The organism is Thalassoglobus neptunius (assembly GCF_007859735.1).
In the GTDB taxonomy this organism is placed as follows: Bacteria; Planctomycetota; Planctomycetia; order Planctomycetales; family Planctomycetaceae; genus Thalassoglobus; species Thalassoglobus neptunius.
In genome coordinates, this window is sequence record NZ_SIHI01000054.1 from 1 (window position 1) to 21,258 (window position 21,258).

The following is a 21,258-nucleotide window of genomic DNA, read 5'->3' on the forward strand; positions in this document are numbered from 1 at the left end:
CACCAAATCGAGCGAAGCCATGATCTATGTGGCTTCCATTGGTCGCATGCTCCGCCGCTTAGCTCCTTCACCCAACCAAGCTCCGTTCAAATACCGACTTACAGCATGAAGAGGATTCCGGATAGGCTCTGAGACTTCGTCCGGGAGCGTGAATGAAATGGAGCGTCCGAGAATTTTCTCAGCTTGTTTTTGTTCCAGTTGCCCCGACATCCCCATTCGACAGCAAACAACTTCGATGGACTCATCGTTAAACCCGAGAGTCTTAAGATAGTCCAAAGTATTTCTTGCTCGACAAACCGATGCAAAATCAGGACGCACCGTTAAGAGAATTGTGGTGGTCTGCTGAAGGATGTTCGAATACTGGTGGAGTTCCCGGCACGAGCCAATATCGATAACGACGTCGTCGTGCTTCTCCAGTGCGACGGAGACCAGATGCTTCAGGTCTGATTCATCAGGTTGACTTCGATCACCGTAGAGACCGGTTGATGGAAGAACTTCCAGACCGGCACACGAAGTGGTCATCGACCGTTCGAGCATCGTCGCATCGACAAAGGTCGAATTTACGCAGAGTTCCTGGAGCGAGTGATTCGAGCTGATTCCCAGAAATCGACCGACGTCTCCCTGCTGGCAAACGAAATCAAGAAGCGCGCAACTCTCCTGACTTTGTGCAATACTCACAGCGAGATTTACTGCAACGGTTGTCGTTCCGCATCCCCCCGTTACTCCAATCACACCAATGACATTTTGTGGAGTGGAGTCGATTCCGATTCGCGTCTTCGCTGAAGAAATCAGCTCGGCAACCTGCGATGACATGTCTCTTCGAAGGTCGACAAAGTCATCTGCTCCCTGATGCAGCAAGCGAATCACATCTTCTGAGGAATCCGCGTGGCCCACAACGACAAGGAAAGAATCGTACTTCTTACGGACATTGAGAATCTGTTGCCCGGCCGATTCCGATTCCTGATCGATGATGGCGAACACGATCTGATACTGATCGCCCTGATCGCTCGGTACGTCGTGGAGAGTCCGCCATGGTCGCGTGACACATTCCTTGATCCGCCTGTTTGAGTTCAAAACCTCATGCAGTTGGGTAGCACTTCCAACATCGTCGCTGATGACCAGTGTTTTCATTGGAACCTCTGGATTCTCCCTTCTTGTGAACGAAGAGATCAGCTCCGGCTGACTTCTTACGTTGCCCAAGTCTCCAGAAGGCTACTTTGAAGTTGGCGGTATGGCGGGCAGAATTTGCTGAATTCAGAAATTTCCACGAGTGAGAATCGTAGGATTTTATGTCGTCGCGCGGGCCAACTTCGGTTCGTTGCAGGACATCATTTGAAAAAAACAACACGATCAATTTGCTCGTTCGAAAACCGTAACGGGGTGACGAAAGTTCCTTTTGAATCGCTCAGAGTGAAGGAGTATCTCGTCCAGACGACAGAGAACATTCCTGACATCAAGCAAGAAGCGAGGGGAGCCTTCCCCTCTCAATGAGCCACGATGATGAAAAAAAACATCACCCCAAGCCTGCGATTGATTATTGAGGCTATCGAACAATCCGGACAACTCTGATCAATCCCTGAAACGTCGAGTATTCATGCTTCAGTGATCCGCAGTGAACGCGGCGCGGAAACTTTGGTCAGAAACTGCTGATAAAATCTGCCGTCAGGGATTGCCGTCGCCAGACCGATAAGAAGAGCGATTCCAAGTGCTTCGGCGCAGAGGTGCATCGCTTCGCCCGACGGTTTGCAGCTTCTGAGTCTCTACCGATTGATGAATCAGAGCCGTCGCAAGCGAATTCCCCGTGATCGCCGAACTCACTCACCCCAGAATTGGAAGAAGTGGGGACGATCCGGGTTGAAGATGGTGTGTGACGATTTCACCGAGAAGTGTTGTCTGAGTGACGTCATAGACTTCGATGTCAGCAAGTGTTCCCGACAACCTGAGATTGCCATCAAAGACAACAATGCGGTCACATTTTGTTCGACCGACCAACTGCTGTTTCGTCGGCTCGGATGATTCCGTTTGCTCAGAATCACTTCCCAACTGGACCAGTTCGGGCGTTTCGTCCGTCTTGGAGGCTCCGACAGGTTCCGCACCTCCATGCCATCCCGGTAGGTTCTGTTCCGCAGCGGGCTCCTCAGCCTTTCGTGTTTCCTTGTTGGCCCATTTGCTCGGACCTTCGACGAGAACTTCCACACGTCGACCGATGAATTGAGCGTTGTCTTCCCCACTGATTTCGTTTTGCAGCTTGAGTAGTTCGTTGTTCCGCCGTTTCTTGACCTTCTCGGGAACATCGTCTTCGTACAGGTCAAACGCTTTGGTTCCAGGCCGAGGGCTGTACTTGAAGATAAAGCTGTTCTTGAAACGAAACTCGTTGACAGCATCGAGACACTTCTGAAACGCCTCTTCCGTCTCCTGGCAGAATCCGACAATAAAGTCACTGGAGACTGAGCAGTCGGGAAGATACTCGCGGATGCGTCCCATCATGTCGCGATAGTCCGCAACCGTGTAGCCACGCTTCATCAGCTTCAGTTGTGAATCACAACCGTGTTGAAGAGGAACATGCAGATAGCGAGAGACTTTGGGCAAGTCTCTCATCGCATCCAGCAAATCGACCGTCATATCCTTTGGATAGTTGGTCACGAATTTAATCCGCTCGATTCCGGGTGTGTCATGAACGAGCGCAATCAGATCACTCAGACGATAGGTCTTCCCGCCTTCGGTATGGGCATAGGAATTGACAGTTTGCCCGAGGAAGGTGATTTCTTTCACTCCCTGATTCGCGAGCGTCTTCACTTCTGAGAGAATCTGTGCGGGCGACCGGGACTGCTCAGGACCACGGGTGTTCGGCACAACGCAGTACGTACAGAATTTGTCGCAGCCGATCATGATTCTCACGAACGCTTGCCACGGGCTGGGCCGCATTGTGGGATCTCGGAGTGGATCGTAGCTCTCGAAACTGCCTGCAACTTCGTCTCGACTCCCCTCTCGTCGTTTCAAAGAAACGGCCAACTGCTTCTTGCGCGTGCTGCGAACCTGATCAACGAGCGCAGGAATTTCAGCAAGCTGACCGGTTCCCACGACAAGATCGACATGAGGAGCTTTCTGGAAGACCTTGTCTTGATCCTGCTGTGCCATGCAGCCGATCACACCAATCACCAGATTGGGGCGTTTTCGCTTCCCGTACTTAAAACGTCCTACAGAGCTGTAGGTCTTGTGCTCAGCGTGCTCACGAACACTGCATGTGTTGAAGAGAACGGTGTCAGCCAGGCTCGGATCGTCGCAGAGATCGTACCCCTGTTGTTTCAGAGCAGCCACGACAAGTTCGCTGTCCAGAACGTTCATCTGGCAGCCAACGGTTTCAATATACAGTTTGCCGTTGTGGGGAGTATTGGATTGCGACATTGTCAATGTGGGTGAGTGGCTGTTGAATCGTTGAAGTTGCAGAATTCGATGAGTGAGAATCGACACCATGGCAAGAACAATCAGGCGATCGTCACTCGCCGGATGTTAAACGATCAGACCGGAAAAGTCTCGGGAAATTAAGAGCCAAGCCTCACTCGATCCCTTTTCAACACATCAAAACTGAAGCATTTGATGTGTTGCCCGGACGCGAGAGCACCTTCACCTCCGGTTTGCCACGATTCACGAACATTGCCTGAATTGCAGGCGAAATCGTACGTCTCAGGCAGGAAAAGTCCGGCGGATGCGATAGACTCACCCGCGTTGATTCGCCCATCGGTGGTCATGTTTTCACTCACCTCTTTCGACCTCGGCTGAAATGCTAAATATTTGCGCATTCGGTGTTCCGGCAGCCTCATCTTTCCAGACGCCCTCAGTTCTGTGGAGCGTGATCAATCTCTTCCTTCTGGGATTGCTTTCGGCTGGAAACACTGCAATTTGGGTCACTTACGTCAATTGGACGCACTCATTTCCGTGGCGACATTCGACTCTTCAACGGCTTCGATCCGTTCATGATTTTTTCGTGGTCGTTGTTCCTGTCGTCCAGTTTTTCTGGTTGGGTGTCGCGGGCCCGGGTCTTCTTTTCGGCGGAAGCTGGGACGATTTAAACCCGTGGATGTGGGGGCTTGTCGCGTTTTGCTCAATCGGATTGGTGAAACTCTTCATCCAAACGGTTCGACATCAGCTCAGAAAAAGTCCCGCAACAATGGTGGTCACAGATTCTCGAGTCGAAGAGATTGCCCACCGGACCGACTCTCCACTGGTGAGTGAGGGGAAATATCAACGGCTGGCAAGGTTACCCGGAAACGAACAGCTTTGCGTCGAATTCAACGAGAAAACTTTCTATCTTGACGGACTCCCCGGCCAACTTGAAGGACTCACAATTCTTCACATCTCTGACTGGCACTTTCTCGGCACGATCTCAAAAGCGTTTTTTGTCGAAGTGAGTGAGATCATTGCGAACGATTCCGCTGATCTCGTTTGTTTCACCGGAGACTTGATCGACAACCAGAGCCTGACGGACTGGATTCCGGATACGCTTGGAAAATTGAACGGACGTTTGGGGAACTATTTTATTCTCGGAAACCACGACTGGTATCAGGAGCCAAAGTCGATTCGAAAAGCGATGACAGATCTCGACTGGATCGATGTCTCATCCCGGACAATGACGCTCGATGTCGATGGGAACGCGCTCGAAATCGGGGGAGACGAAACTCCCTGGATGGGCGAGGAACCGATGTTTACGTCAACAGCTGATTTTAAATTGCTTTTGGCTCACACGCCGGATCGTTTTTCCGCCGCAAAGAAACAGCGAGTCAATCTTGTGCTTTCGGGACATAACCACGGAGGTCAGGTGCAGCTCCCCGCCATCGGCCCGCTTTACTCTCCGAGTCGACACGACACGAAATATGCTTCGGGGCTGTTTCATGAATCGCCTTCGATGATGCACGTGTCGCGCGGATTGTCGGGACGCCACCCGCTTCGATTTCGATGCCTTCCGGAAGTCACACGCATCACACTCCGCAGCGAGTCCCCGCCAAAGTCGTGAACCTGTGCTTTGAATCTGTATCGTGAATCGGAATCCTGATCCTGACGACAGCACCCCGATCTCATCAGTCCGACGAAGCTTCCGATTCCGATGACGAATCGGTGAGGACCGCTTTCAGTCGTCGGATCGCGCGGAGGTACCGCATTCCGGCCGCAGCAGGTGAGAGATTGAGAGCTTCGGCAATTTCGCCGTTTCCAAGATGCTCAACATGCCGCATCACAATGATTTCGCGTTCGTTTTCGTCCAGCTGTTCGAGTGCCTGAAGGAAACGTTCTTCGAGTTCTTTGCGAATCATTGCCGCAGCGGGAGTGAGTTGGTCATCGCGCAGCTGGGCTGCCAGATCGAGCGAAGAGCGATCTCCGAATGCTGGCGATTGCAATCTCTGTTCCTTGTCGACTGACCGTTTCTGAGCGTGGTGTCGACGGTGCAGATCGATCATTCGGTCTTGGGCGAGTTGCCGTATCCACAGGTGAAAAGGCATCTTCGGGTCGGAGACATAGTCTTTCAGTCGCCGACTCGCTTCAAGAAGCACGTCCTGCACAACATCGCTCGCATCGACACGATTCGCGATCTGTCGATCGAGACGGAAGTGAACGAGACGACGCAGCGCCTGACGATGCCGTTCCAGCAAGTCATTGACTGCCGTTTCGTTCCCGTTCGCGACTTCTCGAACGAGGTTCTGAGTGATCTCATGTTGCGGCCAGATAGAATTCTCGGACATGGCGTTCCTGAATGAGACGTTTCACATCAGATTGCTCGAACTCGCACGACGGCACAATGCCAAACACCTTTCGACAGATGTTAATCCATTGTGCCGGTTTCGCTGCACTCGCCGAAACCCACTTCGGTCTCGGATTGCGGAATTCGCTCGCGAAAATTCAACGACGAAAGCATCACAAGCTTTCATCGTTCCGGACCGTAAACAGTTGATACAACTTCACTCGGGAGACACCGTCGAGACCGGTCGATTTGAGTTCCGGCCCCCACTTATCTATTTGTGCCTTGTACGAGTCATTCAATGAGTCCCAGCTTCTCAGAGTCACCTGTCCCGGCAGTGGGACTTCTTCCAAAACTCCCGCATCGACCAGTTGCTGTAGCCGTTTCGGAGAGACGAAATCGGTGTAACCATATGTTGTTCGGTATCGCAGAATCTCATTCCAGTTCACAAGAACATGAGTCAGCCCCTGTTGAGATGACCGTTCTCGAATCTCCTCAGCAGGCAACAAATCCCATGCGTCCGACTCATCATCAATAGACTCGCTCGGAGCATTCTCCCCTTTTTCCGTCGTCAGCAGCAGAAGCAGATTCCGATCGAAGACGGTGTTGTATTGGAACTGAAAATCGGCATCGAAGACTTGCGCTTCACCCACAAACAGGACTTTGTCATCCGGGGAAAGAAACTCGTCGGCAATACGAATCGCCATCGGAACTGCATGGGTCAATTGCCGCATCGATCGGTAGCTTGTCAGGAACGCATTATTTCCCGCGAGTCCGGCCGTAACGAAGACCAAGTTAAACACCAGCGTACCGAAAAAGAGGATGCACAGGCAAGTGAACCCCAACCGTTGAACGACTTGTCCAAACGCAGAATCAGGAAGCGGATGCGAAGAGAATCGTCGACACATTTCGCTCCCGGAAATTCCAGCGAGGATGGCAGCTATCGGCAGAACGGGAACCCAGAATCGATCCAGAAGATGCGTGAGCGAATACCACGCGAAAAGAATCCACACGAGATAACCAAATGTGAGCCAGATCCCCGGACGGCGGTAACACAACAGAAGAGCGAGTGGAGCGAGACCAAACAGAAACGGAGATTGCCAGTCGTTGCGAACGGTGACATCAATCGCATTCGCTTTCAGCTCGGAAATCATCAACGAGGGTTGCTTGATCAAAGCAGAAGGTCGACCGTGCGAATGTTTCCATTTTTCATCGAGTTGCTCGCCCCAGTCAGCTCCTCCAAAAACCGAAGAAACGAGAGGGTAAACCGGGTTTCCCGTTTCGAGTGTGTTCTTCAATGCCCAGGGACCAAAGGTCACTGCGACTCCCAGGCTGAACCACACAGCATGTCGAACGAGCACATTCAAGCTATGCATTCGCCAAAGCGTCACAACACCGATTGCGATGGCGAACGGAATCGTCACAAGAACCAGTCCCGGGTACTTCGTCGCAATCGCGTTCCCTGCTAAGAATCCGATCAAAAACGTCCATCGCTGTCCCACCACGAACTGGCGTCCCTCACTTTTCGTGCAGTCCAGCCATTTCAGAAAAACCAGATAGGTCAGAATCACGTAGCAGCAGAGGGCTCCTTCCGTATACGCGATCGTCGAGATCCGAAACACCCACGGCGTGGACAAGTAGCAGACTGCTCCAATCGCACCAGCCCACGGCCCGGAGAAACGTTTCCCAACAGCGTAAATCCCACAAGCTGTGACAGGAGCAAATGCCGCCAGCACGGTCTTCCCGACAAGAGCACCCGTTGCCCAGTCGTTCTTCAGGACCATTCCGCACAACGAAAGCATCTCCGTCAGAAACGGGAAGCTCGTATAAACATTGTGCGGCAAGAACAGAATCTGCCCCGCAAGAAAGAACTCCTTCGGTCCCTGAAGGTGATACTCTTTGACGTCGAAGTCCGTCGACGGAAGCATCGCGCCCAGCACCATCAATGTGAGGAACGGAACGGCAAGCAGCAGAAAGCCCCAAATCCCTTTTGTATTTCTTCGAGTCGAGGAACTCTCCGATGCAGTGGATTCGCCCTGTTTGTTCCGGGAGTCTCGAACGAACATCCACCCTTCAACAAGAACGGGAAGCCCCAGAACAACAATAAAGAGCCCGCGCGAAAGCAGTCCGAATCGTCCCAATCCCAGAGTCAATAGCGAAACAATTGACAGTCCGACTCCCGCGGAAACACTGAATCTTTCGACCGGGTCCAGTCGCGAAATCAGCCTGAGAGCCCTGAGAAGTAATCGCCCGAAGGCGCATGCGGAAACGAACATTCCAAGTGCCGGAATAACAATTCCCAAACGCTCTGAAAGATACTTGAACCCCGACTCGACTCCTGGCGCTGGCTGAGAAAACATCGCCTCCCAAGCAATCGCCGGAAGGTTCACAAGCACATCCAGTCGCAGCGTCGGATCCTTCGGATCACTGAGATTGGGAAGATCGCTCAATAGAAAACGAGACCAGAACGCGACGATCCAGATCAGACAGATTCCGGGAAGCCACCGCTGAAAAGAAGTTTCCTCGTCTTCAGCCTTTAATTCCGTCTGGACGTTCCTAGTCAACGCTTGTGCCCCGCTTCTGTGCTTTCCATCTCAGCCAGTGATCGGCAAGCACAATCGCAATCATGGCTTCCGCCATTGGAATGAAGCGTGGCAACAAACAAGGATCGTGGCGGCCTTTGGTCTGAATCGTCGCTGGACTTCCATCTCGCGTGACGGTCTCTTGTTCAATCGGAAGGCTACTCGTCGGCTTCACTGCAGTTCGCAGGACGATCGGCATGCCGGTTGTGATCCCTCCGAGCATCCCGCCATGGCGATTCGACTTCGTCACGATCTTGTTTGAACCGTCATCGTCAGACGTTGTAAAGAGATCGTTGTGTTGACTGCCTCGCATGTTTACGCATCCGAAGCCAATGCCGTATTCCACGCCTAAGACCGCCGGAAGAGAAAAGAGCGCTTTGGCGAAGTCTGCTTTGATCTTATCGAAGACCGGTTCCCCAAGACCGGCGGGAACACCTTTCGCAACAATCGTCGCAGCTCCTCCGATGGAATCGCCAGCTTTGCGACATTCATCAATCAACGCAATCATTCGTTCTGCGGCAGCTGGATCGGGACAGCGAACGATATTTGCCGAACCGTCCGCACTCTTTTCCACTCGATCGAGAGACACGTCCGCCGGATTTTCGACGTCTGCCTGAATGTCACCAACTTGACTCACATACGCGATGACTTCCCCACCGAACTCTTCGTGAATCAATTTCTTTGCGATCACCCCAGCTGCGACGCGGGCAGTTGTTTCACGAGCGCTACTGCGGCCGCCTCCACGATAGTCGCGAAAACCGTACTTGGCATCAAAGCTGTAGTCCGCGTGGCCAGGTCGATAGAGGTCCTTGATCTCTGAATAATCCCGGCTTCGCTGATCTTCGTTGCGAACCAGAATCGCGATGCTCGTCCCGGTCGTCTTTCCTTCAAAAACTCCTGAGAGAATTTCGGGCCGGTCCGACTCTTTTCTCTGCGTGACAATCTTGCTTTGCCCCGGTTTCCTCCGGTCGAGATCGACTTGCAAATCATCGACGGAAATCGGAATCCCGGGAGGAACTCCGTCCACAATGACGACATTCCCCGGACCGTGACTTTCACCAGCGGTTGTAATACGAAACAGTTGTCCAAAGGTATTTCCAGGCATGGCCAGATTGTAGAAGCTACCCCACTCTGTTGGCGAGTCAGTTTTTTCGATCCAAAAACTCTGATCGGAAAGTGCGTACCAACACAGACAATTGCCCCAGCGAAAAATCCTGATGAGAATTGAAGTGGCCGACTTGACGTGAACGCATCAACGCGATTCAATCCAAACTACGGCCCCAACATCCAACAATCTCCCACCTGAGCAATCAACTATGCGTATCTTCCTCACTCTGGCAGTGGTTTCCTTGTGTTCGAATTTCGCCTTCGCCGCACCGGTGGAACTCAAGCAAAACTCGATGAGCGTGAAAGCGACCATCGATGGGGAAGTTTTCGCCGTGTTCAATTTTGATCCCCAACGCAAGAAACCTTTCGTGCTCCCCGTCACGGCACCGGGAGGATTCGAAATTCTGGAAGCTGCGGAAGAGACCGAAGAACCCGGTGCTGCCGGACGACAGGTCATCATCGCCGAAGAGACACCAACTGTCATCGACCAGCAAGCTGCCCCGGAAGTCGATGCTCCTTCGCTCGGAGACATCTACAAAGTGACGTCCGTTGAAAATGATCGAGTGTATCTTCCGGAGTTGAGTGGTTGGCTGAGCAAGTCCGACGTTGCTCCTGTCGTTTCCACTGTCACTCGACTAATCAATGACAATCCAAGTGGCATCAAAGATCGAAAGAATCCGCTGTACTACGGCCATCCGCACCACAAAGGTGTCTGGTTGTCAGTCGACGAAGTCAACGGAATCAAGTTCTGGAACGAAGATGGAATCATTCGAAATGTCAGCGTGGAACTGGTTGAAGCTTCCGGAAATCCTGCTGTCATTCAAGTCAAGAACCATTGGCTCGATGGCGAGGGAGAACCTCTCCTGGAAGAGTCGACTCAAATCAAAATCCACGCGAATCGGCTGATGACTTATGACGTCACGTTGAAAGCAGTCGCTGATGAAGTCGAGATTGGAGACACCAAAGAAGGAATGTTTGCAATTCGACTCCCGAACAGCATGCGAGAAATGATCTCCGGAGGACCTGTGACAAACGCCGCAGGAGAAGTTGGAAGCAATATTTCATGGGGACGAGAAACACCGTGGATCGACTATTGCGGACCAATTGATGGTCACGTCTTTGGGGTCACCTTGATGGATCACCCGCAGAACCCCTGGAAATCACGTTATCACGTTCGCAACTACGGGCTCTTCGCGATCAATCCCTTTGGCTCCGGCGCCTACACCAAAGGACGCGATGATGCGCAGGAAGCCCACCATCGCATCATGAAGCGAGGAAAAGACTCACTTCAATTCAAATACGGCCTGTTCGTACACGCCGATCAAGTTCCCAACGAAGAAATCCAAAAGGTGTACGAGGAGTTCGTGGAATCGGTGAATGAATAGCCGGTCTGAAACAGCCTGCGACTCTTCGTCATGGACGGAGTTTGTCGCGATCGATTAAGATCGTGATGCGTTGTTCGAAGGAATGCCCAGAAAAGACGAAGAGATATCCACTCTCGTCAGTCCTGAATCGCTGTTCCGATGCGTTATCCAGAATTCATCGAAGCAGGAGCGCATTTCCGATTCATAAACAGAATCGGTTTTCCGGAAGCTCCGTTTGAGTGCTGTTTCATTTTGTGGTTGCCGATTCCATTTGACCTGTGAGAAACGGACGTCTCATGCCCAATAATCCCGTCAATGTTGCTCAATATCAGTGTGGTCGCCAAAAACCACTACTGATTATCGCCGGTCCATGCGTCATCGAAGATGAACGGATGATCCGGGAGACAGCCCTCCGTCTCGCCGATCTCGCCAGCACTCACGAATTTCAACTGGTCTTCAAGTCGAGTTTCGACAAAGCCAATCGCACCAGCATCGACAGCTTTCGTGGGCCGGGATTGGAAAAGGGATTGGAGATCCTGAAAATCGTCCACGACGAAACCGGACTTCCCGTCACGACCGATCTCCATCTTCCTGAACAGGCCGAAGCCGTTGCAGAAGTCTGTGCGATCCTGCAGATTCCCGCGTTCCTGGCTAGACAGACTGATTTAATCGCCGCCGCTTCCGAGGCTGCGGTCAAACACTCACGCGTGGTGAACATTAAGAAGCCACAATTCGTCGCTCCGGAAGATGTCATTCACGCTGTCCGCAAGTGTGAATACTTGAATCAGAACGATGTGTTGCTGACGGAACGCGGAACAACATTCGGCTACGGTCGACTCGTGAACGACTTCCAATGCATCCCAATCATGCAGGACATGGGATGTCCGGTCATTTACGATGCAACCCACAGCGTGCAACGTCCCGGCGGAAGCACAACCGGAGGCGCCCGCGAGATGGTTCCAACTCTTGCCCGGGGAGCCGTTGCCTGCGGATGCGATGGCGTTTTCATGGAAACCCATCCCAATCCCGACAAAGCTCTCAGCGACGGCCCGAATCAAATCCGCCTCGAAGACATGCCGACAATTCTTGAGCAGTTGACGCAGATCCGAACACTCGTCAACAGCTTCACAGAATCGACCTAAGCACAACCCGAAATCGTCTTCGCGAATTCAGAAGAGCAAGCTGCAATCATCCCCGGACGAGGTAATCATCCCCGGATAAATCGTGGCCCCGGGAGTGCAAAAGGAACGACGAACTCGTTTAAGCGTTAAGGTCGTTTAAGCATCAAGCGCGTCTATGCGAGGCGACTCACTTCTTCCTGCCGGTAGCGGACTTCCCCTTCGACAATCGTGTACTTCACCCGGCCTTGAACGGTCTCTCCGTCGAATGGATTGTTGCGACTCTTCGAAAGGAAGTCCTCAGCACGAATCGTCCACGTCTCGTTAGGGTCAATGATTGTGACATCAGCAACTGCACCGTTTGCGAGTGTTCCGGAGTTCATCTCAAACAGATTCGCCGGTCCCACGGTCAGCTTGGAGATCAGATCGGACCAGGAGAGATGTTTGGGCTCGATCAGTGCACGGCAACAGAGTGGCAGAACGGTTTCCAGTCCGGAAATCCCGAACGGAGCGTGATCGAATTCGAGGCTTTTCTTTTCTTCCGCAAGTGGCTGATGATCGGAAGAGATCATCGCGATCGTCCCGTCTTTCAAACCATCGATGAGAGCTTTTCGATGTTCTTCGGTCCGAAATGGCGGGTTGACCTTCAAGTTTGTGTCGTAACTTGCAAGCGATTCGTCCGTCAGCAACAGATGATGAGGAGCAACGTCGGCGGAGACGTGAATGTTGCGGGCCTTCGCTTGCCGAATCTCTTCAACGCTGCGCATCGAGGAAATCGACATCAGGTGAACCCGCCCCCCGGTGTCCTCAGCAAGAGCGATATCTCGGCGGACCATGATTTCTTCGGCGGATGCCGGGATTCCGCGTAAACCGAGCACGGTCGAATGAAACCCTTCGTGCATTACTCCATCATGCACGAGTTCTGGAACCTGTGCATGGTTCAGAATGGGTCGATTCCACATGCTCGTGTACTGGAGCGATCGACGCATGATCTCAGGGTTGGAGATGGGGCGTTTTCCATCGGAGAACCCAATTGCGCCTCCGTCAACGAGATGACCGATCTCAGCGAGTTCTTCACCAAGGTGTCCTTTTGTGACTGCCCCCAGTGGATGGACTCGACACTTCCCCGCGCGCTCGGACTGACGGACAACGAACTCAGCGGACGCCCTGCTGTCGACGACTGGAAAGGTGTCCGGAAGGCTGCAAACTGCCGTAAATCCTCCGGCCAAAGCTGCAGCTGCACCGGTCTCAATCGTCTCGTCTTCTTCATTTCCGGGTTCTCGAAATGAAACGTGACAATCAATCCACCCGGGCGAAACGATCAGGCCTCGTGCATCAATCGTTTCAATCTCGACGGACGGCGCCGGAGCTTCGTAGCGAATCCGTCCGTTCTCGATGTACACATCTCGACATTGATCGATGCCCTGCGAAGGATCAATCAGCCGACCACCTTGAATCAGCAAGGCACTCATTCGACGCCTTTTTCTCGGATCTGCGTTTGTGCCAGAAGATGAAGACAGGCCATTCGAACGAAGAGTCCGTTCGTCACCTGATTGAGAATCTGGGAGTGTTTTCCATCGGCGACATCGGGAGTAATTTCCACTCCTCGATTGATCGGTCCGGGAGCCAGAACCAGAACGTCCGGGCGGCATTGCTTCAGTCGACTACGATTCATCCCGAACAGATGGGCATACTCTGCGATTGACGGGAAAAATGCCCCTCTCTGACGCTCAAACTGAACTCGCAGGAGGTTAATCACGTCGGAGCGTTCAAGCACATCATCGAACCGATGGGCGACTTCGACTCCCAGCCGCTCGATTTCTGGTGGGATCAACGTTGGAGGACCGCAAACGATCACGTTGGCCCCCAATGCTTTCAGCCCCCAGATGTTCGATCTCGCCACCCGCGAGTGCTTGATATCTCCAACAAGGGTGACCGTTTTTCCAACGAGCGTATGAAGCTGTTCCCGGATCGTAAAAATATCGAGCAACCCCTGAGTCGGGTGCTCATGTGTTCCGTCGCCAGCGTTCAGAATTCCGGCTCGCAGATGCTTGGACAGCAATTCCGGGGCGCCCGGAGAGCTGTGCCGAATGACCATCAGATCGACACCCATTGACTCAATGGTCAATGCGGTATCGATGAAGGTTTCTCCTTTGGAGACGCTACTTCCGGTCGCGGTCCAGTCAATGGTGTCAGCACTGAGCCGCTTGGCAGCGAGGCTGAAACTTGTTTTCGTCCGCGTCGAAGGTTCGAAGAAAAGGTTCCCGACGACGCACCCATTCAGGTGCTCAAGTTTGACGCGCGTGCTCTGCAATTCCTTGAAATAAGCAGCATGATCCAGAATCAATTCAACTTCGGACGCGTCGAGTTGCTGGAGGCCAAGCAAGTGACGTCGATTCCATCGCTCAATGCGCGCAGTTACCTCGTTCGAATCAGACATCAGGAAGAGATCACAGCAAGAGAATTTGTAAGACAGAGCCATGATAACTTGGGAACATCAGGGCATCAATCCTCGCAGTCTCTTTTGTCAGCGTTGCGCTTTGCCGTTCTCTTGCTCGATCCCTTCTCGTGATTTCGCACTTGTGAATTCTCAGTGCGCGCTAATCTTTGAGTGCTCGCCAGTCTTAGCGTGCCCAGGCGTCACCGGTTAGAATCTGTTCGCGGCCGGTGCTCGTATCACTCTTCTTGGTGAATGTGAGCTGCCCGTCTTTGGCTGTAAACTCATAAACTCCCGGGTCGTTCGCTGCGAGCGAACCGTTGATGTCATCGAAGGTAATTGTCGTCCCTTCGACTTTCGCCATTGAGTCCACCACGACTTCTCCATCGCGTTGAAGAGTGGTTTCTCCGTTGGTCTTCACTGTCAGGACCCATTCGCTGCCCGCAGCAGTTTTCTTCCAAACTCCATAGGGCCCCAGAGAATTCTGAAGAACTTGACGATGATATTGCAGGATGTTGTCCGGCTCGACGCGTCCCTCCACGAGTTCCGTCAATGTGGGAACAAACTGGTAAGCCTGATTGATGCAATACCCAAAGTATTCTTGAGTCTCCTGTTCAGTCAGATACCCCGCAGGGGCGAACGGAACAGTCATCCGGAAATACAGAGTCCCGGTCTCGTGATTGAAACCAAGCCCCGGGACCGGATAGCTGTGATTCAGCCGGACAATTGCTGATTCGAGTGCGCCAATGCGTTCCGGGGCAACCTTAAGCGGAATCACCTGAATGAAGTGAACGACTCCGTCGGAAGTTGCCCAGCGAACGACGTGAACCGCATCGAACGCTTCCTTTTTCACCGGAATCGCAATGAATCCCTGTTCGAGATCCGCCTGGCTATTGATTCCAATCCGCTGGAAAAACTGCATTAAGTTTTCCAGTGATTTGATCTGCGACTCTTCAGGTTGCTGCGCATCGACAGGGGAAGTCGCAACGGTCAGTAACAAAACAATCAGGCTCAAGATTCTCATGAATAACCTGTTCGTGGTGGTGTTCGGCAGTTTTCAGAAAGCGATCCCAAACGGCACGTCTTGACGTTCTCAACAGTTATCGATGTCAACAGTTTTCAATACAAGAACAGATGGAAACCGATCTTCAGCGTTCCAACTCGGAATCGATTATCGGTTCCCCTTCCCAAAGCCATTGATCCCCTTGCTGGATGAGCAATCGAGACTTGCTTCCCGGTGCGGGAGCGGCGTCGTTTCGCGGGTACCATTTCCTGAGCTCCGACTTCGTTTGCTCATGCGCAGCGGAAGTCGCGAGGTTGGTCCACTCATTGGGATCGTTCTCGATATCGTAGAGTTCTTCAGAACCGTCGGCGTAATGAATGTATCTCCATCGGTCTGTCACAACCGAATGGTTTCCGGGGTTGTGCGTTGTCATCGCGGGCCATTCTCGCGGTGTTGTGACATCTTCCAATTGCGGAACAAGGCTGTGTCCGTCCAAGCCTTCTGGTGCGGGGAGATCACACAACTCGGCGAGGGTTGGGTACATGTCGATGAGTTCTGCCGGCTGCGAACAGCTCGCTCCACTCAGAATTCCCGGTCCAGCGAAAATCAAGGGGACACGGGTCGACTCGTGCCACAGAGTGTTCTTCCCGGAAATCTCTTTCTCTCCCAAATGCCAGCCATGATCTGACCAGAGAACGACGATGGTGTCGTCCGCGTGCCCACTGTTTTCCAGGGCATCCAGCACGCGCCCCACCTGGCTGTCGACGAAACTGACCGACGCAAGATAAGCCCGGACGAGTGGTTTCCACTGGCCGGTTTCCTTCAGCCACGACAGCCGAACTTCTGGCAATTTCCAATACAGATACCAGGAAAAATGGGGAACGTCTGAACGATCGCCTTCAGGAACTTCCGGAAGAATCAACTCGTCTTCGGGATACAGATCAAACCATTTTTGGGTCGCGTAGCAGGGAACGTGAGGGAGGAAAAAACCGACCGACAAAAAGAATGGTTCTTCTTGCGGTTGTTCCAGCTGTTCGACAGCCCAACTTGCGACTTTCCAGTCTCCCTTGTCTTCATCACGATGAGGAAACGTCCCCCAGTCGACAAGCGGATGATTGCCGCCCGGTGTGGTAACGAGCTTTTCCGGCGGACGAACTCCGACGCCAGCCCGCGGCCCCCAGACATCAAACTCGGCCAGCCGCTCCTGCTTGGGGGGATATCCTCCGTGATAGATTTTCCCAGCTGTCAGCGTTTTATATCCGTGCGATTTGAAATACTGCGGAAGCGTGACATGGTCGCGCAACCTCTCAACCGTTCGGAACCAGGGTTGCAGCGCGTAGACCCCCGTCGTCGACGGTCGCAGCCCGGTCATGATTGCAGTTCGTGAGGAATTGCAAAGCGGGGCCTGACAATGTGCGTTCGTGAAAAGAGTTCCGCGTTCGGCGAGCCGATCCATGTGCGGAGTCTTTGCTTGCGGGTGTCCTCCCAGACATCCTTCCCAGTCATTCAGATCATCGATTGCGATGAACAAGACGTTGGGACGCCCGCTTGCGGGATCAGTTTCGGCCCCGTGAACAGGCGAGGAGATCACCAGTCCCAACAAGACCATCCAACTCACTCGCCTGAGGTCGCGCACAATCATCGACAGTTCCTATTTCTTCGAACGCGAAAGTCTGGAATTACGTTTGTCGATTCAAACAACCTTCTCTTTCAATTGCAACAGTGTGCAGCGATCGACACGGGTCCTGTCAGGTCGTTGGTGACCTCAGTTGTTGGAAGCAGTCGATGTGGAAGGAGCTTTGGTCTGAGGACGAGCCAACTCCGTCAGAAAACCTCGATAGATGGCTGTCCGTTCGAGTGCTCCCAAATCACGCACGAGTGGAGTTTTCAGAAGCTCCCAAATGGTGGGAGCTTTGCCAGCTTGAACGGAATATCCTCCGTAGAGCATGGCAGCGTCTTCTTTGAGAATGGGATCAAACGAATCGGAAATCAGAACCAGAGTCTCTTCGGCAGTCGCCTGCTTCTGAGCATCTCCGATCTGACCAAGAATCGCCACATCGAGTTCGTCCGGGTCAAGCTGTTTTCGGTTCTCTCGCACCTTCGACAGTTGATAGACCTGCTTAATCTGATCCGCAGCAGCATCCAGTTTTTTCTGAGCGATCAGCTCTTGAATCTGAGTGGATCGAAGATCGACAAGATCGTACTGGTAGTCGCGTGACGCATTGATGGCCGATTCAATTTCACTCTTGAGTGAACTATTCCCGGCCAGCTTTGCGCGAGTCTGAAGAAACCCTGGGAGAGTCGTTTGGAAATAAGGCTCCTGATCCGCGACATCAGATGCAGAGGATCGATCCTGCACCATCGTCCAGATTTCTGGAACCAGTCCCTGTCGCGCAACCGCTCGCAGCAACTGAACCTGAAACGCAAGTCGTTCCTTGGCGACATTATTCAATCGCTCACACTGAAGTCGATATCTTCCAAACTCGCGACGAATTTTGCTTGAGGAGCCTCCAAGATCTAAAAGTGAATCCAATTGGTAGCGGACACTGTCGCCACTGCGTTCACACTCATCGAAGAGTGCCTGAGTCTTCGCGGGGCTGGGAGTCATCGCCCGGGTTTGTGCCATTGCTTTTTCAACAGCCGCTTGTGCTTCTTCCGGCTTTCCAAGCTGTAATGCGACGAGTGCCACATCCGTGCAGGCAGACGCAGCTGTCTGATTCGGAGAAGGATTCGGCAATCCAAGATGAGGCCGTCCCTGACTGTCGTAAATGTCTTTCATTGATGGAGTCGGAGCAGCCGGCGGACTCTCGATATTATCGTAAAACTCAAGTGCTTTGGCATAAGCCGTCTCAGAAGGACCAGAAAGTCCCTTCGATGCCAGATGCGAAGCGACCGCACACCAAATCCGAACTTTGCCGGTGTTCGTCACTTCCTGATTTGCCAGTTGATTGGTCACCGTCTGAATGGCGGAATCTGGCTCAAGCTCCGTGATTCGACCTGCCCAACCGGCCAGTGCGGCATCTCGCTGATCCACATCTTTCGCTTCCAGTGCGAAGGCGAACGCCTGTTTTGGGTAGCCGTGAGCCACAAGAGTTTCGACCACTCCAACTCTGAGTGGCTCATCCATCGCAACGTGATAGGGACGCTCGGATTCCAGTTCAATGTCGTAAGTTCGTGAATCGAGGGCGACGCGCCAGATGACAGAAGCTGTCCCCGCCGGGCCTTGGGCCTTCTGGCTACTGATCAATTTGTTGGCTTCTTCGTTCTTACCCAGTGCAACGAGAACCGCTGCCAGCGACGTTACGGCGTCGAACGAACGTCGCAATCTCGGAGGAAGCGAACTCGCTTTCTCGAGCCCATCTGCTGCGCTGGCCCCCGCTGCGGTTGTGTCTCCGGCTTTCAATTGAGCCCAGGCGATTTCTGCGAGTGGCTGAACCTGATAGTGCGGTGTGCTTCGCGCCGTCGTTTGCAACCGCTTGAGTTGTTCGATCGCACGATTGACGTCCCCCGAAACAGCGAAGGCTTCGGCGGCGAGTTGAGTTCCGACGTTCGGATTGCGATTGTCCCGCCGATCCAAAGCAACGTTGGCGATTTTGTTCAGAGATTCTGTGCGAATCTGAGCGAGAGAGATTTCCTGGGGTTCCGGAGGAGGACAGTCGTCGCACTCCTTGGGATCCGGATCATCAGGACAGTCCTGACAATACGGAACAGGAACCGGCCCCACGACATTCGGATCTTCCGGAGTACTGAAGACCGTCATCTTGAGAACGATCCCGATCAGGGCAACCGCCGCCACACTGGCAGCGATGATCAAATACTTCTTCCCGGAACCATCTTCTTCAACGACAGCTTCGATCTTCGGTCGTTTCGATTTGAAAACCGGAACAATACATTCCGAGTTGCAACATTGAACGTCCTTCCCGGCATCCTCAGGCGGCATATACCCGGACGTTTCGCACATCGGGCAAATAACTTCGTAAGTCCGTGTTTTCGTCGGACGCGGAGCGAGTTTGATTGCCCTTCGAACGGCGGACGTATCGACTTCGAATGGATCGTCTTCTTGTGTGTCGGCCGCTGGAGCACTTCCCGGACGTTGAGGCTTCTTGGCGGAAGCGACCGGTTTCTTGGCACCCGCCGAAGGTTGCGCCTTGGATTTCTCCTTGGGAGCGGCCCCCTTCTTCGTCCCCGCCGCAGGTTTTGCAGGCGTCGCGGGCTTTGGTTTCCCGGACATCGATGCACCGCAGAACGGGCAATCCTCCACATCGTCTTCGAGAACCGATGCCTGGCAAGCGGGACAAGTGCGGAAGTCCATAGCAACTCTTCGATTAAACCTGAGGGATATGATGTCTGAAATGATTATATCGAGGAGACATTCGCGAGGGGAATTTCCCTCGAATTCCTGCCGCCAGGACATGAACAGTATAACAATTCTCGTGGCACGTTAGAATTGTTTGGGCAGTCTTCCGATGAGTCTCGCCAAAACTGCAATTTTCCCGGACAATTCAATCTCAACGAGACAACCGGCTTCAACCCGATTCAGTGGAAAACGATATCTGATGAGTCAACTTCAAGTCTTGCAGAGCCACGCGACAATGCAGAACAAATCGATCCGGATTCCGTTGGCGTTTGCGGCAATCATGGTCGCATCCAGCACCCTGACGGGTTGTCCTCAGACATCGACACCAGATTCTGCGACAACAAACGTCCCTTCCGAAAATACTCCAGCCCCGTCGACACCGGCAGCCCAATCCAACACAAATGTGTCCGAGGTTGATCCGAATCGTAAGGAAACACAGTGGATCGGAACAATTCCGTATGACGTCTTTTACGATCAACCATTAACAATTGCGGCTGACTCGACAAGCCTCTCCGCAAACAGCCCAGACACCACGACACAAGAAATTCCGGAAATGCCCCCGGAGAATACCTCCGAAACCCCGTCGACAGACACCTCGCCTTCTGTCACTTCGACTGAGGCTGTCAACTGGACAGAGATTCTCCCTCTCCCGATTTTGATCGACGAAACAAAACGCATTCGAAACCGGCTTTCGGAGAATCTCCAGACAGTTGGAACCTACAACAAGTCGATCAACGACATCTCTCTCGATGGAGCGATGATGACAGCCCTCGGAGCCATCGCCACTGTCCACCCCGAAGATGATGACTGGAAGAATCGGGCGAAATTTGTTCGCGATCTTGGATACGAAATTTACATGGCTGCCGACGGAACCGGACGGACAGCTTTCACTGCGACCGAAGAACCTTACCTGAAATTGATCACCGCTCTCGATGGAGGAACGGTCAATGATGTCGAGGCGGATGAGGTGGTCGACTTTGCCGACATCGTTTACGTCTCTGACATCATGAAGCGGATCGATGAGTCCATCAATGACTTGAAAGCGAACATCAATACCGAAAGTCGTCTCAAGGAAGACTCTGAGAAAACCGAACAGGAACTGCGCGTCCTGGCAGCTTTGGCAACGATCATGAGTTCAGACGGCTACGACTCCGCAGACTCCGAGCTTTACCAGAAGTTGACGGGCAAGTTCATCGACGGAGCACTCTCTAGTGTCAAAGCTGTCAAAACCGAAAACTACGAAGGTTTTCGCGAAGGCCTCAACCAAATGCAGTCGACCTGTGCCGAATGCCATCAGCAATTCCGCAGCAACAGTTCCTCGTTCTAGAGCAAGTTGCTCTTGCCTGTGCACTCGTTTGAACTTTTTCATCCGGTCAAAGACTAAGTTTGCTCGTGCGAGTGAGTGCATACCAAATCCGAAGAAAATGCTCTAAGAGCCTATCCGGAATCCTCTTCATGCTGTAAGTCGGTATTTGAACGGAGCTTGGTTGGGTGAAGGAGCTAAGCGGCGGAGCATGCGACCAATGGAAGCCACATAGATCATGGCTTCGCTCGATTTGGTG

At 52.8% G+C, this 21,258-nt stretch carries 14 protein-coding genes; 4 read left to right on the forward strand and 10 right to left on the reverse strand.

The annotated features are described in order from the left end of the window. Window positions 1–24: 24 nt before the first annotated feature. Together KOR42_RS27025 and miaB are read right to left on the reverse strand one after the other, a co-directional pair. Window positions 25–1,131: an AAA family ATPase gene (locus tag KOR42_RS27025; protein WP_197441512.1), complete on the reverse strand. Its 1,107-nt coding sequence runs from the start codon at window positions 1,129–1,131 to the stop codon at window positions 25–27. A 687-nt stretch (window positions 1,132–1,818) separates the two neighbouring features. Then, window positions 1,819–3,405 carry a tRNA (N6-isopentenyl adenosine(37)-C2)-methylthiotransferase MiaB gene (gene miaB / locus KOR42_RS23490; protein WP_390620921.1) on the reverse strand — a complete coding sequence of 529 codons (1,587 nt, stop codon included), beginning with the start codon at window positions 3,403–3,405 and terminating at the stop codon, window positions 1,819–1,821. A 580-nt stretch (window positions 3,406–3,985) separates the two neighbouring features. On the opposite strand from miaB, the gene KOR42_RS23495 reads away from it, so the two are divergent. Continuing rightward, window positions 3,986–5,011 (forward strand): metallophosphoesterase, encoded by a 1,026-nt coding sequence (locus KOR42_RS23495; RefSeq protein WP_197441513.1) that lies wholly within the window; start codon window positions 3,986–3,988, stop codon window positions 5,009–5,011. A gap of 64 nt (window positions 5,012–5,075) precedes the next feature. Here KOR42_RS23495 and KOR42_RS23500 read toward each other — a convergent pair whose 3' ends face one another. From KOR42_RS23500 to aroC, 3 genes are all read right to left on the reverse strand, one after another. After that, on the reverse strand, window positions 5,076–5,732 hold the full coding sequence (locus KOR42_RS23500; protein WP_146512281.1) for a sigma-70 family RNA polymerase sigma factor: 657 nt from the start codon (window positions 5,730–5,732) through the stop codon (window positions 5,076–5,078). A 172-nt stretch (window positions 5,733–5,904) separates the two neighbouring features. Further along, the gene (locus KOR42_RS23505) at window positions 5,905–8,292 is read right to left on the reverse strand and encodes an ArnT family glycosyltransferase (RefSeq protein WP_146512282.1); all 2,388 of its coding nucleotides are present in this window, start codon (window positions 8,290–8,292) and stop codon (window positions 5,905–5,907) included. Continuing rightward, a complete protein-coding gene (gene aroC, locus KOR42_RS23510; protein ID WP_146512283.1) occupies window positions 8,285–9,415 on the reverse strand; it encodes a chorismate synthase in 1,131 nt (376 codons plus the stop codon). Before aroC ends, KOR42_RS23505 begins: the two co-directional genes overlap by 8 nt. 211 nt (window positions 9,416–9,626) lie before the next feature. On the opposite strand from aroC, the gene KOR42_RS23515 reads away from it, so the two are divergent. Further along, window positions 9,627–10,802, forward strand: coding sequence for a DUF6807 domain-containing protein (locus tag KOR42_RS23515; RefSeq protein ID WP_146512284.1), 1,176 nt, complete (start codon window positions 9,627–9,629; stop codon window positions 10,800–10,802). A gap of 275 nt (window positions 10,803–11,077) precedes the next feature. Then, the gene (kdsA, locus tag KOR42_RS23520; protein WP_146512285.1) at window positions 11,078–11,923 is read left to right on the forward strand and encodes a 3-deoxy-8-phosphooctulonate synthase; all 846 of its coding nucleotides are present in this window, start codon (window positions 11,078–11,080) and stop codon (window positions 11,921–11,923) included. 152 nt (window positions 11,924–12,075) lie between these two features. On the opposite strand, the gene KOR42_RS23525 is transcribed toward kdsA, so the two are convergent. The 5 genes from KOR42_RS23525 to KOR42_RS23545 all read right to left on the reverse strand — a co-directional run bounded on the left by KOR42_RS23525 (window position 12,076) and on the right by KOR42_RS23545 (window position 19,651). Next, window positions 12,076–13,371 (reverse strand): dihydroorotase, encoded by a 1,296-nt coding sequence (locus KOR42_RS23525; RefSeq protein ID WP_146512286.1) that lies wholly within the window; start codon window positions 13,369–13,371, stop codon window positions 12,076–12,078. Then, window positions 13,368–14,339 (reverse strand): aspartate carbamoyltransferase catalytic subunit, encoded by a 972-nt coding sequence (locus KOR42_RS23530; RefSeq protein WP_146512287.1) that lies wholly within the window; start codon window positions 14,337–14,339, stop codon window positions 13,368–13,370. Before KOR42_RS23530 ends, KOR42_RS23525 begins: the two co-directional genes overlap by 4 nt. A gap of 184 nt (window positions 14,340–14,523) precedes the next feature. After that, window positions 14,524–15,360, reverse strand: coding sequence for a YbjN domain-containing protein (locus KOR42_RS23535; protein WP_146512288.1), 837 nt, complete (start codon window positions 15,358–15,360; stop codon window positions 14,524–14,526). 124 nt (window positions 15,361–15,484) lie between these two features. Beyond that, complete coding sequence (locus tag KOR42_RS23540; protein ID WP_231741096.1) at window positions 15,485–16,981, reverse strand: sulfatase; 1,497 nt, start codon at window positions 16,979–16,981, stop codon at window positions 15,485–15,487. Window positions 16,982–17,104: 123 nt separating this feature from the next. After that, on the reverse strand, window positions 17,105–19,651 hold the full coding sequence (locus tag KOR42_RS23545) for a hypothetical protein (protein ID WP_146512289.1): 2,547 nt from the start codon (window positions 19,649–19,651) through the stop codon (window positions 17,105–17,107). 244 nt (window positions 19,652–19,895) lie between these two features. Here KOR42_RS23545 and KOR42_RS23550 point away from each other — a divergent pair, with 244 nt between their 5' ends. Beyond that, window positions 19,896–21,023, forward strand: a complete 1,128-nt coding sequence (locus KOR42_RS23550) for a cytochrome c (RefSeq protein ID WP_146512290.1) — start codon at window positions 19,896–19,898, stop codon at window positions 21,021–21,023. Window positions 21,024–21,258: the final 235 nt, after the last annotated feature.

Excerpts from the sequence above, each read along its gene's own strand:
- KOR42_RS23535 (WP_146512288.1), bottom strand. The coding sequence starts at position 15,360 with ATGAGAATCTTGAGCCTGATTGTTTTGTTACTGACCGTTGCGACTTCC.
- KOR42_RS23530 (WP_146512287.1), bottom strand. The coding sequence starts at position 14,339 with ATGTCTGATTCGAACGAGGTAACTGCGCGCATTGAGCGATGGAATCGA.
- KOR42_RS23515 (WP_146512284.1), top strand. The coding sequence starts at position 9,627 with ATGCGTATCTTCCTCACTCTGGCAGTGGTTTCCTTGTGTTCGAATTTC.
- miaB (WP_390620921.1), bottom strand. The coding sequence starts at position 3,405 with ATGTCGCAATCCAATACTCCCCACAACGGCAAACTGTATATTGAAACC.
- KOR42_RS23550 (WP_146512290.1), top strand. The coding sequence starts at position 19,896 with ATGAGTCAACTTCAAGTCTTGCAGAGCCACGCGACAATGCAGAACAAA.
- KOR42_RS23525 (WP_146512286.1), bottom strand. The coding sequence starts at position 13,371 with ATGAGTGCCTTGCTGATTCAAGGTGGTCGGCTGATTGATCCTTCGCAG.
- KOR42_RS23500 (WP_146512281.1), bottom strand. The coding sequence starts at position 5,732 with ATGTCCGAGAATTCTATCTGGCCGCAACATGAGATCACTCAGAACCTC.
- kdsA (WP_146512285.1), top strand. The coding sequence starts at position 11,078 with ATGCCCAATAATCCCGTCAATGTTGCTCAATATCAGTGTGGTCGCCAA.
- KOR42_RS23540 (WP_231741096.1), bottom strand. The coding sequence starts at position 16,981 with ATGATTGTGCGCGACCTCAGGCGAGTGAGTTGGATGGTCTTGTTGGGA.
- KOR42_RS27025 (WP_197441512.1), bottom strand. The coding sequence starts at position 1,131 with ATGAAAACACTGGTCATCAGCGACGATGTTGGAAGTGCTACCCAACTG.
- KOR42_RS23545 (WP_146512289.1), bottom strand. The coding sequence starts at position 19,651 with ATGGACTTCCGCACTTGTCCCGCTTGCCAGGCATCGGTTCTCGAAGAC.
- aroC (WP_146512283.1), bottom strand. The coding sequence starts at position 9,415 with ATGCCTGGAAATACCTTTGGACAACTGTTTCGTATTACAACCGCTGGT.